This window comes from Exiguobacterium sp. QJM3NY_9 (assembly GCF_056173545.1).
In genome coordinates, this window is the sequence record NZ_CM149679.1 from 1,076,988 (window position 1) to 1,092,628 (window position 15,641).

A 15,641-nucleotide genomic window follows, 5' to 3' on the forward strand; every position below is an offset into this window, starting at 1 on the left:
AACCTTATTGATGTGCTGTATAAGGATGGACCGGCAATGTTTTTAGGACGTGATTGATTTGTTCAAGCGTGACGGGTTCCCGCATCGCCTTGAGATTGGCCTGTAATTGCGACACGCTCGACGCACCAGGCAGTACGATTGCGGCTTGTTGATCGATTGCTTGGAGAGCGAGCGCGGGTAGTGGGTAGTCTTGTAAGAAATTCAATGTTTCTTCGAGTTGTTCTTTATTAAATTGCTCGAACTGGTCAACGGATTGGAGGCGCGACGTACTCTCAGTCGTCAATAATCCTTTTGCGAGCGGACCACGAGCGACGACCTTGACATTTTTTTCATTGAGTAAAGGCAAGAGTGCTTCGATGCGCCGATCGAGTAACGAGTAAGGTGTCATCAAATAATCGAGATCACTATGCTCGAGCCAATACTTAATGACGTTCGGCCGTAAAGAAGAAAGACCATAGGCCTTAATCTTACCGTCTGCTTTTAAATCCTTCACGGCTTGAATCGATGCATCGAGGTCGTCTTCCATCGTTCCGCCGTGGACATAATAGAGATCGAGATAAGGTGTTTCGAGTCGGTTCAGACTTTCAAGACATGCTTGTTTTAAGTACTCGTAACTCGGATCCCACGTCCAACCCGTTCCCGTTGCATTCATTCGGTTCCCGCCTTTAGAGGCGAGGAAAATCCGGCTGCGGTCTTCTTGCGAAAATGTCTGTCCAATCAACGATTCGACGGCTCCGTTCGCGTAGACGTCCGCTGTGTCAAAATGAATGACCCCTTCGTCGAGCGCTGTACGGAGGATTTCTGTTGCTTCTTCTTGTCCGCGTTTTAATATTGTCATTGTGCCTAATCCGAGTCCCATGACTAATCCCTCATTTCTTTCGATATGTGCTACTACAGAACAGTTTATCATATTTATTTCTCCGTCCCCCTGTTGAGGAACTGTTTCATATTTTGAGTTTGAAAAAACAAACTTGCATCAGGAATCAGATAACAGGCATACTGAATAAGAAGAATAAATTACGGCGCGGATAGTTATAGAAGGAAGAGGTGTTCGGAATGGAAGAAAAAACAATCGAACGAGAAGTCATTTATGAAGGAAAAGTCTTTAATGTCGAAAAGCATGTCGTCAGCTTACCAAACGGTAATACATCAGTGCGCGAGCTCGTTTATCATAACGGAGCCGTCGCAATCATCGCCTTTGATGAAAAAGGTGATTTGATTGTCGTCGAGCAGTATCGCAAAGCATTCGAACAACTATCGATTGAAATTCCTGCGGGAAAACTTGAGGCGGGTGAGAATCCAATTGATTGTGCCGGAAGAGAATTGAAAGAAGAAACAGGTTACGCGGCAGAAGAATTGAAACATGTCTTCGATTTTTACGGGGCACCGGGATTTTGCAGCGAACGCGTACATATATATGAAGCAATCGGTTTGACGGCTGGTGAACGTCAGCTTGATGCAGATGAATTCCTTGAAAACCAGACATTGTCACTTGACCGGGCCTTAGAACTGATTGCAAATGGAACGATTGTCGATGCAAAAACAATTATGGCGATTCAACATTGGCACATCCGTACATTAAAATGATTCTAATTTGGTTGATTTTCAGTTGATAATCATTTTAATTTGAAAATTGATTGAGAATCAGCTATGATAAAAGCATCAGTTTCGACCTAAGGGGGCGCTATGATGGAAAGTCGTGTTGAACGCATTAAAAAACAGCTGAGCGGTAAAGGATATAAGCTGACTCCCCAACGTGAAGCGACTGTGCGTATCCTGCTAGAACATGAGTCGGATCACCTCAGTGCTGAAAATGTCTTTTTATTAGTGAAAGAAAAAAACTCTGATATTGGACTCGCGACCGTGTACCGGACGCTCGAATTATTGACGGAGCTTGAAGTCGTCGATAAGGTCAACTTCGGAGATGGCGTATCTCGATTCGATTTACGACAAGAAGGGGCGAGTCACTCGCATCACCACCTTGTATGTATCGAATGTGGTTCCGTCGAAGAAATTTTAGATGATATGTTAGAAGATGTCGAAAAAGAAATCGTCTCGCGGTTTCACTTTAAAATTAAAGATCATCGCTTGACCTTCCACGGAGTTTGCCGTGTTTGTCAGGAGCGTCATGCACGTGAAGCGCTTGAACAAACGCAAACACAAACTGTCTAACCGTCCTTCCACACACAGGGCGGTTTTTTCTTTTTGAAAATATAGGTCAGACCTCTTCACAACGGTTTACACCTTTGATATGATGGGAAAGTAAGCGATTTCTTAAGCCAAGAGGATGAATTCAGTGAGACAACAACTGGAAGCATTTATCAACTATCTCGTCATTGAACGGCAAATGTCAGGAAATACGGCAGCAGCCTATCGAAATGATTTAAACCAGTATCTTCATTCGCTCGAACAAGTAGGGGTGACTTCGCTTGAATTCGTGACACGACATCATATCGTGCTCCATATCGAGAGCTTGTTGAACGCTCAAAAGTCACGGTCGACGGTCAGACGGGCGACGAGTTCGATCCGTTCGTTCCATCAATATTTGGTCGAAGAGCGTCAAGTGGAGAGTGATCCGTCACGTCATTTGGATTTACCGAAACCAGAAAAAAAGCTCCCGGTCGTCTGGAGTCAAACGGACGTCGTTAAGTTGCTTGATTCCGTGGTCGGAAATGATCCGCTCGTCAGACGGGATGCGGCGATGCTTGAACTGTTATACGGTACCGGTATGCGGGTCAGTGAACTGCTACAGTTGACGTTAAACGATCTACAGCTCGAACTCGGTTACTTATCGTGTCTTGGGAAAGGGAACAAAACGCGAATCATTCCAATCAGCACGACAGCGATTGAGAGCGTCACGACCTATCTCGAACTAGCACGAAACAGTTTAGGGGGCCAGCAAACGGATTATATCTTCTTGAATAGTCGGGGAAGCCGGTTATCGCGACAAGGTTTTTGGAAGATGATTAAACGACGTGCAAGAGAAGCGGGTATTGAAAAAGAGATTACGCCACATGTGCTCCGTCATTCATTCGCTACTCATCTACTTGAAAATGGTGCAGATTTACGGGTTGTCCAAGAGATGCTCGGTCATGCCGACTTGTCGACGACGCAAATGTACACGCATGTCAACAAAGGTCGGTTACATGAAGTCTATAAGAATCATCATCCACGTGCATGATGTTCCTTATAAAACAAAGGTCTGACTTCAGACAAATGAAGCGTTTTGTCTAGTCGGTTTGTGGGAAAATCATTAGGGCAGTCGTTCATTACAGTACGTATTAGGAGGAAATACAAATGGCACAACAATTCAAACGTGTATTTTTAGTCGTCATGGATTCTGTTGGTATCGGTGAAGCACCCGATGCGGAACAATTTGGAGATTTAGGAGCACATACGCTTGGTCACATCGGAGAGCATATGAATGGCTTGAATATCCCGAACCTGGAAAAGCTTGGTCTCGCGCATATTGAAGCCGTTCAAGGTGTTTCGGCTGATGCCGCACCAATCGCATCATACGGTAAAATGGAAGAAGTATCGGCGGGGAAAGATACGATGACGGGACACTGGGAGATCATGGGTCTTCGCATCGATACACCATTCCGTGTCTTTGAAAAATTCCCGGCTGACTTGATTGACCGTCTTGAAGCATTCTCTGGTCGGAAAATCATCGGTAACAAACCAGCTTCTGGTACGGAAATCTTAGATGAGCTCGGTCAAGAACACGTCGAAACGGGCGCATTGATCGTCTATACATCTGCTGACTCTGTCTTACAGATTGCAGCCCACGAAGAAGTCGTCCCACTCGAAGAACTTTACCGAATTTGTGAATATGCACGTGATATCACGCGCGACGATCCATACATGCTCGGTCGCATCATCGCACGTCCATTCCTTGGGGAGCAAGGCGCATGGGTTCGGACATCGAACCGTCACGACTATGCCTTAAAACCGTTTGACCGGACTGTCATGAATGAGCTTGAGACAGCTGGATTCGATGTCATTTCGCTCGGAAAAATCGCTGACATCTTTGACGGTGAAGGTGTGACGGATGCAATTCGTACGAAATCGAACATGGACGGAATGGACCAACTCGTTGGTCAACTCGAACGTGACTTCACAGGGCTTTGCTTCTTGAACCTTGTTGACTTCGATGCCTTGTTCGGACATCGTCGTGACCCGCAAGGTTACGGGGATGCACTTGAAGAATTTGATGCACGTCTCCCGGAAGTATTCGAGCGGATGCAAGAAGATGATCTCTTAATCATTACAGCTGACCACGGAAACGATCCGATTCACGCTGGAACAGATCACACGCGTGAGTACGTCCCGCTTCTTGCGTACCAAAAGAGCGGTGTCGCAAACGATTTAGGAACGCGTGCAACATTTGCTGATCTTGGAGCGACGGTTGCTGCAAACTTCGGTGTTAAAATGCCGGCACATGGAAAAAGCTTTTTAACAGAACTTTAATTTCAAAGGAGCGATTTTGGATGACAGTCAACTGGAATGAAACACGTTCATATTTAGAAAGTAAAATGCAGGCAAAGCCGGAAATCGGTTTGATTCTCGGATCAGGTCTCGGCGTACTGGCTGATGAAATTGAAAATCCAATCGCGATTCCGTATGGCGACATTCCGAACTTCCCTGTTTCGACAGTGGAAGGACATGCGGGACAACTCGTCTTCGGGACGCTCGAAGGCAAACAAGTCGTCGCGATGCAAGGACGGTTCCACTTCTATGAAGGCTACTCGATGGAAATGGTCACATTCCCAGTTCGTGTCATGAAAGCAATCGGCGTCGAAACATTAATCGTGACGAATGCAGCGGGTGCTTGTAACGAAGCATTTGAACCGGGAGATCTCATGTTGATCACAGATCACATCAATTTCTTCGGAACGAATCCGTTGATCGGAAAAAACGTCGATGAGATGGGACCACGTTTCCCGGACATGTCGAAGCCGTATGATAAAGAATTACTGGAACTTGCCCAAGCGACGGCAGATGAGCTCGGAATCAATGTTCGTCAAGGCGTTTACTTCGGCAACACCGGTCCGACATATGAAACGCCAGCTGAAGTCAAAATGGCACGGATGCTTGGTGGAGATGTCGTCGGCATGTCGACGGTTCCTGAAGTCATCGTCGCACGTCACTCAGACATGCGCGTACTCGGAATCTCATGTGTATCAAACATGGCAGCAGGTATCTTAGATCAGCCGCTCCATCACGATGAAGTCATCGAAACGACGGAACGGGTCCGGGCACACTTCCTGTCGCTCGTGCGTGGTTCGATCAAAAAAATGTAACAACACCTTAGAGGAGGAAATAGATTATGCGTATGGTAGATTTGATTGCAACGAAACGAGACGGTGGCGAGTTACCAACAGCCGATATTAAAGCAATGGTCGAAGGATTCACGAACGGAGACGTTCCGGATTATCAAATGTCAGCCATGTCGATGGCCATTTTTTATCAAGGGATGTCAGATCGTGAAATCGCAGATTTGACGATGGCGATGGTCGAATCAGGTGACGTCATCGACTTATCACGAATCCACGGTAAAAAAGTCGATAAACACTCAACAGGCGGAGTCGGTGACAAAATCAGTCTGATCGTCGCACCACTCGTCGCGTCAATCGGGATTCCGGTTGCGAAGATGAGCGGACGTGGTCTTGGTCATACAGGTGGAACAATCGATAAATTGGAAGCCTTCCCTGGTTTCGATGTTGAATTATCGGAAGAAGCCTTCGTCAGCCAAGTCAACGACATCAAGATGGCAATCATCGGTCAGACAGGGAACTTAACACCTGCTGACAAAAAACTTTACGCATTACGTGACGTGACAGCAACAGTCAATTCGATTCCGTTGATTGCAAGTTCAATCATGTCGAAAAAAATTGCGGCCGGCGCTGATAGCATCGTTCTTGATGTTAAAACGGGTTCAGGTGCTTTCATGAAGTCGTTTGAGGACGCAAAAGCACTCGCGACAGAGATGGTATCAATCGGGAAAAGTGTCAACCGGAAGACGATTGCCGTCATCACGGACATGGATCAGCCGCTCGGAAACGAAATCGGGAACGCAAACGAAGTCAAAGAAGCAATCGAAGTCTTACAAGGTAAAGATGTGCGTGACTTGAAAGTCATCGCCTTGACGATTGCCTCACATATGGCAGTCCTTGGTGAGTTCTACCCGACGTTCGACGAAGCGTATGCCGATCTCGAGACACGTCTCGCGAACGGTGCAGCACTCGACGTCTTTAAAAAATTCATCGCAGCGCAAGGTGGCGACGCGTCACTCGTTGACGATATGTCAAAAGCACTTGAAACGAAATACCAAAAAGACTTCGTGGCATCAAAAGCAGGTTATGTCTCTGAAATCATCGCCGATGAAGTCGGTGTCGCAGCGATGATTCTTGGAGCGGGCCGAGCGACGAAAACAGACGTCATCGATCATGCAGCAAGCGTCACGTTATTGAAAAAAGTCGGCGATCGTGTTGAAGTCGGCGATGTCATCGCGACACTTCGTTCGAATAAAGAAACGCTTGATCAAGCAATTGAGAAAATGGATCATGCGTATCATATCAGTGAAACGAAACCGGAAGCACGTCCGCTCGTTCACGCTGTCATCGATTAAATCATGTAAAGTAGCAAGTTGGGTCTTCTTCCCAATTTGCTACTTTTTTTGTTATGATGAAAGTCAGGTTTTTCCAAGTTGTGAAGGAGAAGAAAAAATGAAACCAACTCAATTGAAACAAGGCGATACGATTGCGATTCTTTCACCCGCATCAGCGGTCGCTGCTTACGTACCACGCCGGCTGCAACGGGGGATCGAGACGCTTGAGCGGATGGGCTTTCAGGTCCTCGTGATGCCGAACACGACAGCGGTTCACAGTCATACGGCAGGAACAATCGGGGAGCGCCTTCAGGACTTACATATGGCGTTTCAAAATCCGGACGTCAAAGCAATCATTTCGACCATCGGTGGTTTTAACTCACATCAGTTGCTCGATGAACTCGATTACGACTTAATCCGCAACAATCCAAAAATCTTTATGGGCTACAGCGACATCACGGCCCTTCTGTCCGGGATTCATACGAAAACTGGTTTGACGACATTCGTCGGGCCTGCCATCTTGCCACAATTCGGTCAACTGCATGGTCTTGATGCGTATACAAAAAAGTGGTTTGAAAAAACGTTGATGCAGACGGAACCGATTGGTCAAATCGAAGCGTCCGACGAATGGACGGATGAAGGCTTGCGCTGGGACGTCAATGATGACCGGAGACGGACGCATGTCGTCAATGACGGATATCTCGTCGCCCGCACAGGTACTGGGACGGGACCAATCGTCGCCGGCAATCTCGGGACACTGCTGTTACTTGCCGGGACACCGTATATGCCGTCACTTGAAGGTGCTGTCCTGATGCTTGAAGATGACGAAAGTGAGACGCCGGAGACAATCGACCGGTACTTTACACAACTGCGTCATCTCGGGGCATATGAAAAGATTTCGGCGATTGTCGTCGGACGTTTTCACGGGAAAGTTGATTTTGATCCAGACTTCCCGCTGAAAGATATCATCCTGCGGGCAACCCGCGGCTACGACTTCCCGGTTGTGCTTAACGCCGACTTCGGGCATACCGATCCGGTCTTTCCATTACCAAACGGCATTCCGGCATCGGTCACTGCAGGTGAAACGGTTGTGCTCGAAATTCTCGAATCCGCAGTGGAGTGAGTAAAAAACCTGCGTTTTCCGAAAAAATTTGGTACACTGTTCCATGGAGTCACAAGTTGCTTGTGACGAACACCATTAGCTGAAAAGCGCGAAAGGTTGGTATACAATGCAAAAAACTGGATATATCTTATTAGAAGACGGAAATAAAATTGATTTTGAACTCTTTAACGACGATGCACCGATCACAACAGAAAACTTCGAGAGCCTTGCGAACTCGAACTTCTACGATGGATTGAACTTCCACCGTGTCATCCCGGGCTTCGTCTCACAAGGCGGCTGCCCAATCGGGAACGGTACAGGCGGTTCTGGGAAAACAATCCCATGTGAAACGTCAACTTCGTACCCGCACAAACATAAAGCAGGTTCACTCTCGATGGCGCACGCTGGTCGCGACACAGGTTCGAGTCAGTTCTTCGTCGTCCACGAGCCGCAACCGCACCTTGACGGTGTGCATACAGTCTTCGGACAAGTCACTTCAGGACTTGAGCATGCTCAAAAAATGAAGCAAGGCGCAGGCATTAAAGAAATTCGCGTAGAAGCATAAGTGTCTGACTCCTCTTCAACTAGAAGGGGAGTTTTTGTTTTTTAGACTAAGGGAACAGGTAGTAAGGCACAAATAGAATTTCAGGAGGCGTTTCATGATGCGTTTACAAGGTAAAAAAGTCATTCAACTCGTCAGTAATGATTTTGAGGATTTAGAGTTATGGTACCCGGTCCACCGGTTACGTGAAGAAGGGGCAACGGTCGACATCGTCGGTGAGAAAGCAAATGAAAAGTACGTCGGAAAATACGGTGTTCCAATCGTCTCCGACATCGCGTTTGCAGATATCAATCCAGCAGACTACGACGCGATTCTCATTCCGGGTGGTTGGTCACCGGATTTATTACGGCGGTTTGATTCGGTCTTGAAAATGGTCCGACACTTCGACGAACAAAAACAGCCGATTGGTCAAATCTGTCATGCGGGATGGGTTTTAATTTCAGCAGATGTACTCAAAGGTGTCAACGTCACGAGTACGCCGGGGATTAAAGACGACATGACGAATGCTGGAGCCGTCTGGCACGATGAGCCGGTCGTCGTCGACGGACACATCGTCTCAAGTCGGAGACCGCCCGATCTACCTGACTATATGCGTGAATTCATCGCCGTGTTAGAAAAGTCGAAGTCATAATTCGGAAAAGGTGGGGTGAAGTGATTCACTCCTTCTTTTTGTCCTTCTCGACAAAAAAATGAAGTAATTCTAGCCGATAAGGTGTAGAATAAATGAGTCTCAGTCGTTCATGGTCCTGAGAGTTGTTGAAATTAGGAAGGTGTAGAATCAGATGCTAGTAAAATATAAGAAGCTGAATGAACGGACCGCGATGGGGTTAATCGCCTTTTCGTGTGAAGTGAAGGATCCGAAGTATTTGCTTGAAACGGTTCAAGCCTATGAACAAGAAGAAGATCGTCAATTGTATCTTTACAAACAGGATGAAGACTTCGTAGGAGTGATCGGTTTTCAATTAGTGGATGGCCACGCTGAATTGAGCCACATCGCATTGTCTCCATCGTTCCGCGGGGAGCGGATGTCGTACACATTACTCGACGCTGCGGCGAAGATGATGCGTCTCGATATCATCGGCTCGACTGAAGAAACAAGTCGTCTTGTTGAAAAGTGGAAAAATCAATGAAAAAAACCGGTCCGTTTATTTCAGGGCCGGTTTTTCCATTTCCCGCGATTTTTAAGTGCGGCTTGCCTTGCGTCGATGACGTCTTGCCGGTTTCGTAACCGGTGTTTGTCGATTAAAAAGGTTCGATCAAGCGGCTCGAGTGATTGGGTCTTCATTCGTTGTTCGAGTCGTTCGTCTACTGGTAAATGGATTCTCCGGTATTCCGGCTCCATAAAAGCGGACTTTAACGTAAGCAGTTGCGTGGCATCGATGCCGAGTTGGGTAATTGACGCTGCATGCCGTTCGATTTTTTGAAAGGCTTTCGGATAGGTCCGCATCGCGCCGGTCACATTACCGCGCCGGTGGTGATACCGGGCGACGGCTAATTGAATCAAAGCGACGAGTGATTCGTCCGTCCGATTGCCGGCTTGCCAAAGTTCTTCTAATACTTCATGGCATTCGAAGTAATCTTCTTGTATATTGAATTCGAAAGTAAATTGTTCGATCGGGTGCATGAGAGCACCTCCTTTCCTTTTAATATAGCATAGTCGAACAGTAACGATGTATGGTATACTAAGGCGCAAAAAACGTTGATGGGCAGGGAGAATCATGGAATCATATAGTGTGAAGATGGATGCGTTTGAAGGCCCTTTGGATTTACTGTTACACTTGATTGGGAAACTAGAAATCGACATTTACGATATTTCCGTCTCAATCGTGACGGATCAATATGTGTCCTATATTCGAGCTATGCAGCATCTTGAACTCGATGTTGCTAGTGAATATCTTGTCATGGCTGCGACGCTCTTGCAACTGAAAAGTAAACAGCTGTTACCGATTGAACAATCGGAGTTCGAGGAGGTTCCTGATTTTGATGAGGAGCCGACGCGAGAAGGTTTGATTCAACAATTGATTGAGTACAAAGCGTATAAGGAAGCAGCGGTTGTGTTGAAGGAAAAGGAAGAAGCACGACTCGAGCTTTTTTCAAAACAACCGGAAGACCTGTTGCGTTATCTGGATACAGAAACAAATGACTATAACGGAACGTTATCATTTAGTGATTTGTTGCGTGCCTATGAAAAAATGCGACAACGTGTTGCCTGGAAAGTGAGACGGTCGAAGACGGTCAAACGTGAGGAACGGACACTGGAGCAACAGATGGTTCATGTATCAGAATATGTACTGTCGCGAGAACGGACGACCTTTTTTGGCTTCTTTACGGAACAACCGACAGTCGAAGAACTTGTCGTCAGTTTTCTTGCTGTCCTTGAACTCGTTAAACAACGGGTCATTGCTTGCGAGCAGATGAACGACGATATTTTATTACGGACCTTGGCGAAGGAGGAGAATCCGATTGGCGTATGATCGAATCATTGAAAGTCTATTGTTTGTCGTCGGAGATGATGGCATCGATCCACGTGGCCTGAGCCAAGTGCTTGAAATCAGTGAAGCAGCAGCGCGCGAACAACTGCATGCGGTCCAGCAATTGTTTGAGTCGGAAGGACGTGTCCTTCAAATTGTTGAGTCGGGTGGCGTCTTTAAGATGGTGACACGAAAAGAGATGTCACCGTACGTTCAAGCATACGCGGGATCACTCGCGGAAGACAGTTTGTCGCGTGCTGCGATGGAGACGCTCGTCATCATCGCCTACAAGCAGCCTGTCACGCGTGCAGACATCGAAGTCATTCGCGGCGTCAAGACCGAGCGTGTCATTCATACGCTCAGTGCAAAAGGGTTAATTGAAGAAGCTGGACGCGCGAAAGGCGTCGGGCGAGCTAAATTGTATAAAACGACCGATCATTTCTTGGACCATTTTGGTCTCAATAGTATCGAGGAGTTACCTCCGCTCGAATTCGAAGAAACGTTCGAAGCGGATGGCGATCTATTTTTCAGGAATGAACCGTCACTAGAGGAGAGAATAAATTAATGGAACGTCTACAAAAAATTATCGCACAAGCTGGTGTCGCATCACGACGCAAAGCAGAAGAATTAATTACAGAAGGTCGCGTCAAGGTCAACGGAAAAGTCATCACAGAGCTTGGAACGAAAGTCGGCGGACGTGCTGAAGTCGAAGTCGACGGCGTCAAGCTCGAACGGGAAGAGCATGTCTACTATATGCTGTATAAGCCGACAGGTGTCGTCTCGACGGTTGAAGATGATAAGGGGCGTAAAACGGTTGTTGATCTTGTGCCGCCGGGCCATCGTGTTTTCCCGGTCGGTCGTCTTGACTACAATACGAGCGGCTTACTTTTATTGACGAATGACGGTGAATTTTCAAACCTCTTACTGCACCCGAAATACAAAGTACCGAAGCGTTACATCGTTAAAATCAAAGGCGTGCCGGATTATTACCACGTCAAAGGTCTGGAAAAGGGTGTCGTCTTACCGGACGGATTCAAGACAGGCAAAGCACGCGTCGAAATGCGTGATGTCGACAAGAAAAAGAATACGGCAATCCTCGAGATGGTCATCTACGAAGGACATAACCGTCAAGTCCGTCAGATGGTCGAAACACTCGGCGCAGAAGTCATCAAGTTGAAGCGGGAGCAATTCGGATTCTTGACGTTAGCTGGACTCACTTCAGGAGACTGGCGTGAACTTTCAAAAAAAGAAGTCAATCAATTGCGTGAGCTAGCGGATCCCGTCGCGCCACCTACGAAAAGACGTAAGAACACAAAAAAACGTTAATTTGTAAAGCGGAAAGCTCATCCTATAGGTTGAGTTTTCTTTTTTTGTGACAAAACAATTAACGTATTTCACATTGTCTCAACATTTAAGCGATTTCAAGTACAATATGGGTGGAGGCGGTATAACATGAAAAAAACGAAGCAAAACCCGGAAGAGCGGCTCGAAGCCGCTAAACAAAAAAAGAAGAAACGCTCATTCTGGCGACTGATGATCATGACGATCGTCTTGTTTGCTGGTGCGGTCGTCATCATGCAGTTCGTCGATCAAGCGACACGGGATAAAAATGGTCGTGTCATGGCGGGAGACGATGCACCTGGCTTTACGCTCGTCGACTTGTATGGTGAGAAACAACACTCGATGGATGAGTATGCTGGAAAAGGACTCTTGCTTAATTTTTGGGGCACGTTTTGTGAACCTTGTAAAAAAGAGATGCCATTGATTAACGACAACTACAGCATGATGCAAGATGAAAATGTCAATTTTGTAGCCGTCAATGTCGGCGAAACACCGGTTCGCGTCTCGAGCTTCATCAAGGAAATTGGTGGAACGGACTATCCGATTTTAATGGATACGAACAGTTCCGTCGAGAAAGCGTACGGCATTTATAACTTACCGGTCACATTCATCATCAATAAAGAAGGCGAAGTCGTCGAAAAGTATGAGGGTGAAATTGATCAGGCGAAGTTGGAAGAAATGATTAAAAAAGCAAACGAGTAACGCATCGAGGGGGAATTGATGATGCAGGAATATAAGCAACTGGACATGCGTTATGAAGAAGCAGAGCTTCGTTCAAAACGAAAAAAACAGTCGTGGATTGACCGAACATGGACATTCTTCTCTTCCGTTAAAGTCGGACTGTGGTTGATTGGCTTAATCATCCTCGCAAGTGGTGTCGGGACGATTTTCCCGCAGGAAATGTATATCCCGCAAGCGACACCGCCAGAAGAATTTTATGGGAAGGAATACGGTACGGCAGGCGATATCTACTATGCATTAGGATTTCATAATCTCTTTGAATCGTGGTGGTACATCGGACTGATCACCTTATTACTTTTATCCATCATCATCGTATCGATCGACCGCTTCTTCCCGCTCTATCGAGCGTTGAAGAAACAACCGGTCATCCAGTCTGACCGTTTTATGGGCGGTCAGCGATTTGGCGCTGAGACGGCTGGAACGGTAAAACAAATTGACGCGATTGAGCCGTTGTTAAAAAAGAAAGGCTATAAAATCCGTCGACAGGACGGCGCTTTATTAGCAGAAAAACAACGGTTTGGGCGTTGGGGTCCATACATCAATCACATCGGACTCGTTTTATTCTTTGGTGGAGCGATGTTACGGATTGTACCAGGGATGCATGAAGATGAGTTGCTGTGGCTTCGTGAAGGTGAAACGTTGCCGATCGAAGCGACGGACAACGAGTACTACCTTGAAAACAATGCCTTCAATATCGAATTTTATGACCCGGAAAAGGTCGACGCGAAATTCAGTGAAGCGTTGAAACGAGCAGGTGGTAGTGTTCCGAAAAACTACGATACGAAAATGACATTGTATAAAAAGACGGGCATGACGGATGATTTCAAACCGGATCTTGAAAAAGTAAAATCTGGTGAAACGGCCGTTAACCAACCGTTTGAATTTGAAAACTATCAAGTCTTCCAAGAACAATATGCGGCAGATCCTGAATTCAAGACGATGTCGTTTAATATCGAAAATCAAAAAACCGGCAAAGTTGTCGATACGATTGAAGTCGATTTACGCAACCCGGACTCGACGTATGAATTGAAGGATGGGTACGAAGTCGAGTTAAAAGACTTTTTACCGGACTTCGTCGTCAAAGACGGAAAACCGACGACAAATTCTTCACGGCCGGTCAATCCGGCATTCGTCTTTAACATCAAGTCACCGGAGCACCCGGAAGGCGAACGGAGTCTGATTGGGATTAAGCTCAATGTCGGCGGGGACGAAAATCAATACAAGATGGGCTTTGCCGGGACTGAACTGTCGAATATCTCGGGAGTGCGGATTAAAAAAGATTTGACGCTGCCGTTCCTGTTCATCGGTGGAGTAATCTTTATGGCGGGTCTGCTCATCGGCATGTACTGGCCGCATCGTCGCCTTTGGATTAGAGAAACAAACGGTCAGATTAACATTGCCGGCTTTACGAACAAGAATGCGTTAGGGCTTCAAAAAGAAGCCAATCTCGCCTTGACAGAAGTAGGTCTTCCTCAACTAGAAGACCGGCAGAAGTTGCGGGAAGAGGGGGAATCAGAATGAATTTGCTTAACTTGAGTGGAAATTTACTGCTGACATCGTTTATCTTGTATCTCATCAGTACCGGATTTTTTGCGGTTGCGACGAGTGGGAAAAAGGGACCGAGCCGGTCAGGTAAGATTGCCTTTACGCTCGCGATTATTGGATTTGCGACACAACTTGGTTATTTCTTTACACGCTGGGCAGGAGCGGGGCACGTTCCTGTGTCGAACTTATATGAATATACGACATTCTTCGGGATGATGATGGTTCTTGGTTTCCTGATCGTCTACGGGATTTACCGGAACAACGTTTTAGGATTAGTCGCGATGCCGGTCGCTTTGCTCGTCATCGCCTATGCATCGATGTTCCCGGATGAGGTCCAACCACTCATTCCGGCACTTCAAAGTGTCTGGTTGAAAATTCACGTCACGACAGCTGCACTTGGCGAAGGCATCCTCGCGGTCAGCTTTGCGACAGGATTACTTTACCTGATTCACGCAACAGATTTCAGAAAAGAATCAAAAACACGGACGTGGCTTGAAGTCGTCATGTTTTCGTTAACATGCGTGGTCGGTTATATTCTTGTCGGATTGTTATTTAACGCGCTTTCGACAAATGCGACGATTGAATATGTTGCGAAAAACGGCGCGACGATGCAACACGACTATACGATGCCCGTGTTGACTGGTCCGGAAGGCGGAAAAGTCATTTCGGGATCGGGCGCAGTCGTCGAACTGCCGAACTTCTTGAACGCGAACAAAGTCAATACAGTTCTTTGGTCACTGATCGGTGGTCTCGTCTTGTACGTACTCCTTCGATTTGTCATCTTACGGAAGCGTCTCGCGGAAAGCTTAAAACCAATCGCCCGTAAAATCGACTTAGAAACAGCAGATGAAATCAGCTATCGTGCAATTGCGATCGGCTTACCGGTCTTCATCCTGGGCGGTTTGATTTTTGCGATGATTTGGGCGCAGATGGCATGGAGCCGCTATTGGGGCTGGGACCCGAAAGAGGTTTGGGCATTGATTACGGCGTTATTTTACGTCTTCTACCTGCACATGCGCATTCAGCGTGGCTGGATCGGTAAAAAATCAGCCTGGTTATGTGTCGGTGGGTTTGGGGTCATCATGTTCAACCTGGTGTTCGTCAACCTCGTTGTCGCAGGTCTTCATTCTTACGCCTGACTAAAAAATGAAACAGGGAGTCACCGATCGATGAATGACATCGATTGGTGACTCCCTTTCTTCGTCCAGGCATCAACTATTGGATTTTGAAGGAAACGTGAAATGAATCAATCACCCTTTCCGGTCTAAC

At 46.7% G+C, this 15,641-nt stretch carries 18 protein-coding genes; 16 read left to right on the top strand and 2 right to left on the bottom strand.

What is annotated here, in order from left to right:
* Nucleotides 1-4: 4 nt before the first annotated feature.
* On the bottom strand, nt 5-859 hold the full coding sequence (locus AC0VYQ_RS05365) for an aldo/keto reductase (protein WP_088836686.1): 855 nt from the start codon (nt 857-859) through the stop codon (nt 5-7).
* Nucleotides 860-1,056: 197 nt separating this feature from the next.
* Here AC0VYQ_RS05365 and AC0VYQ_RS05370 point away from each other — a divergent pair, with 197 nt between their 5' ends.
* From AC0VYQ_RS05370 to AC0VYQ_RS05415, 10 genes are all read left to right on the top strand, one after another.
* Nucleotides 1,057-1,587 carry an NUDIX domain-containing protein gene (locus AC0VYQ_RS05370; RefSeq protein ID WP_088836687.1) on the top strand — a complete coding sequence of 177 codons (531 nt, stop codon included), beginning with the start codon at nt 1,057-1,059 and terminating at the stop codon, nt 1,585-1,587.
* A gap of 102 nt (nt 1,588-1,689) precedes the next feature.
* Nucleotides 1,690-2,172: a ferric iron uptake transcriptional regulator gene (gene fur, locus AC0VYQ_RS05375; protein ID WP_088836688.1), complete on the top strand. Its 483-nt coding sequence runs from the start codon at nt 1,690-1,692 to the stop codon at nt 2,170-2,172.
* Between the two features lie 124 nt (nt 2,173-2,296).
* The gene (xerD, locus tag AC0VYQ_RS05380; protein ID WP_475404399.1) at nt 2,297-3,181 is read left to right on the top strand and encodes a site-specific tyrosine recombinase XerD; all 885 of its coding nucleotides are present in this window, start codon (nt 2,297-2,299) and stop codon (nt 3,179-3,181) included.
* A 116-nt stretch (nt 3,182-3,297) separates the two neighbouring features.
* A complete protein-coding gene (gene deoB, locus AC0VYQ_RS05385) occupies nt 3,298-4,470 on the top strand; it encodes a phosphopentomutase (protein ID WP_088836690.1) in 1,173 nt (390 codons plus the stop codon).
* A gap of 20 nt (nt 4,471-4,490) precedes the next feature.
* Nucleotides 4,491-5,303, top strand: a complete 813-nt coding sequence (locus AC0VYQ_RS05390; protein ID WP_029333165.1) for a purine-nucleoside phosphorylase — start codon at nt 4,491-4,493, stop codon at nt 5,301-5,303.
* 26 nt (nt 5,304-5,329) lie between these two features.
* Nucleotides 5,330-6,631, top strand: coding sequence for a pyrimidine-nucleoside phosphorylase (locus AC0VYQ_RS05395; protein ID WP_475404400.1), 1,302 nt, complete (start codon nt 5,330-5,332; stop codon nt 6,629-6,631).
* A gap of 97 nt (nt 6,632-6,728) precedes the next feature.
* Complete coding sequence (locus tag AC0VYQ_RS05400) at nt 6,729-7,733, top strand: S66 family peptidase (RefSeq protein WP_475404401.1); 1,005 nt, start codon at nt 6,729-6,731, stop codon at nt 7,731-7,733.
* Between the two features lie 106 nt (nt 7,734-7,839).
* Complete coding sequence (locus AC0VYQ_RS05405) at nt 7,840-8,277, top strand: peptidylprolyl isomerase (RefSeq protein WP_088836693.1); 438 nt, start codon at nt 7,840-7,842, stop codon at nt 8,275-8,277.
* Between the two features lie 97 nt (nt 8,278-8,374).
* Entirely contained in the window at nt 8,375-8,905 is a 531-nt protein-coding gene (locus AC0VYQ_RS05410; protein ID WP_475404741.1) for a type 1 glutamine amidotransferase domain-containing protein, read from the top strand.
* A gap of 151 nt (nt 8,906-9,056) precedes the next feature.
* Complete coding sequence (locus tag AC0VYQ_RS05415; RefSeq protein WP_088836695.1) at nt 9,057-9,404, top strand: GNAT family N-acetyltransferase; 348 nt, start codon at nt 9,057-9,059, stop codon at nt 9,402-9,404.
* Between the two features lie 20 nt (nt 9,405-9,424).
* Here AC0VYQ_RS05415 and AC0VYQ_RS05420 read toward each other — a convergent pair whose 3' ends face one another.
* Nucleotides 9,425-9,898: a DUF309 domain-containing protein gene (locus AC0VYQ_RS05420; protein WP_029333171.1), complete on the bottom strand. Its 474-nt coding sequence runs from the start codon at nt 9,896-9,898 to the stop codon at nt 9,425-9,427.
* Nucleotides 9,899-9,992: 94 nt separating this feature from the next.
* Between AC0VYQ_RS05420 and AC0VYQ_RS05425 the strand changes: the two genes are divergently transcribed.
* From AC0VYQ_RS05425 to ccsB, 6 genes are all read left to right on the top strand, one after another.
* The gene (locus AC0VYQ_RS05425) at nt 9,993-10,748 is read left to right on the top strand and encodes a segregation/condensation protein A (RefSeq protein WP_088836696.1); all 756 of its coding nucleotides are present in this window, start codon (nt 9,993-9,995) and stop codon (nt 10,746-10,748) included.
* Nucleotides 10,738-11,310: an SMC-Scp complex subunit ScpB gene (scpB, locus tag AC0VYQ_RS05430; RefSeq protein WP_029333173.1), complete on the top strand. Its 573-nt coding sequence runs from the start codon at nt 10,738-10,740 to the stop codon at nt 11,308-11,310. The genes AC0VYQ_RS05425 and scpB overlap by 11 nt, the downstream gene beginning before the upstream one ends.
* Nucleotides 11,310-12,071, top strand: coding sequence for a pseudouridine synthase (locus tag AC0VYQ_RS05435; RefSeq protein ID WP_014969990.1), 762 nt, complete (start codon nt 11,310-11,312; stop codon nt 12,069-12,071). Before scpB ends, AC0VYQ_RS05435 begins: the two co-directional genes overlap by 1 nt.
* 126 nt (nt 12,072-12,197) lie before the next feature.
* Nucleotides 12,198-12,788, top strand: coding sequence for a redoxin domain-containing protein (locus AC0VYQ_RS05440; RefSeq protein WP_029333174.1), 591 nt, complete (start codon nt 12,198-12,200; stop codon nt 12,786-12,788).
* Between the two features lie 21 nt (nt 12,789-12,809).
* Nucleotides 12,810-14,348 carry a cytochrome c biogenesis protein ResB gene (gene resB / locus AC0VYQ_RS05445; protein ID WP_475404402.1) on the top strand — a complete coding sequence of 513 codons (1,539 nt, stop codon included), beginning with the start codon at nt 12,810-12,812 and terminating at the stop codon, nt 14,346-14,348.
* On the top strand, nt 14,345-15,511 hold the full coding sequence (ccsB, locus tag AC0VYQ_RS05450) for a c-type cytochrome biogenesis protein CcsB (RefSeq protein WP_029333176.1): 1,167 nt from the start codon (nt 14,345-14,347) through the stop codon (nt 15,509-15,511). The genes resB and ccsB overlap by 4 nt, the downstream gene beginning before the upstream one ends.
* The last annotated feature ends 130 nt before the right edge of the window (nt 15,512-15,641 follow it).

Bases quoted from the DNA above. Each gene is read 5' to 3' on its own strand.
- AC0VYQ_RS05395 (WP_475404400.1), top strand. From the start codon at position 5,330: ATGCGTATGGTAGATTTGATTGCAACGAAACGAGACGGTGGCGAGTTA.
- AC0VYQ_RS05365 (WP_088836686.1), bottom strand. From the start codon at position 859: ATGGGACTCGGATTAGGCACAATGACAATATTAAAACGCGGACAAGAA.
- AC0VYQ_RS05435 (WP_014969990.1), top strand. From the start codon at position 11,310: ATGGAACGTCTACAAAAAATTATCGCACAAGCTGGTGTCGCATCACGA.
- AC0VYQ_RS05410 (WP_475404741.1), top strand. From the start codon at position 8,375: ATGCGTTTACAAGGTAAAAAAGTCATTCAACTCGTCAGTAATGATTTT.
- fur (WP_088836688.1), top strand. From the start codon at position 1,690: ATGGAAAGTCGTGTTGAACGCATTAAAAAACAGCTGAGCGGTAAAGGA.
- AC0VYQ_RS05405 (WP_088836693.1), top strand. From the start codon at position 7,840: ATGCAAAAAACTGGATATATCTTATTAGAAGACGGAAATAAAATTGAT.
- AC0VYQ_RS05370 (WP_088836687.1), top strand. From the start codon at position 1,057: ATGGAAGAAAAAACAATCGAACGAGAAGTCATTTATGAAGGAAAAGTC.
- AC0VYQ_RS05425 (WP_088836696.1), top strand. From the start codon at position 9,993: ATGGAATCATATAGTGTGAAGATGGATGCGTTTGAAGGCCCTTTGGAT.
- AC0VYQ_RS05440 (WP_029333174.1), top strand. From the start codon at position 12,198: ATGAAAAAAACGAAGCAAAACCCGGAAGAGCGGCTCGAAGCCGCTAAA.
- AC0VYQ_RS05400 (WP_475404401.1), top strand. From the start codon at position 6,729: ATGAAACCAACTCAATTGAAACAAGGCGATACGATTGCGATTCTTTCA.
- ccsB (WP_029333176.1), top strand. From the start codon at position 14,345: ATGAATTTGCTTAACTTGAGTGGAAATTTACTGCTGACATCGTTTATC.
- deoB (WP_088836690.1), top strand. From the start codon at position 3,298: ATGGCACAACAATTCAAACGTGTATTTTTAGTCGTCATGGATTCTGTT.
- AC0VYQ_RS05415 (WP_088836695.1), top strand. From the start codon at position 9,057: ATGCTAGTAAAATATAAGAAGCTGAATGAACGGACCGCGATGGGGTTA.
- AC0VYQ_RS05420 (WP_029333171.1), bottom strand. From the start codon at position 9,898: ATGCACCCGATCGAACAATTTACTTTCGAATTCAATATACAAGAAGAT.
- resB (WP_475404402.1), top strand. From the start codon at position 12,810: ATGCAGGAATATAAGCAACTGGACATGCGTTATGAAGAAGCAGAGCTT.
- AC0VYQ_RS05390 (WP_029333165.1), top strand. From the start codon at position 4,491: ATGACAGTCAACTGGAATGAAACACGTTCATATTTAGAAAGTAAAATG.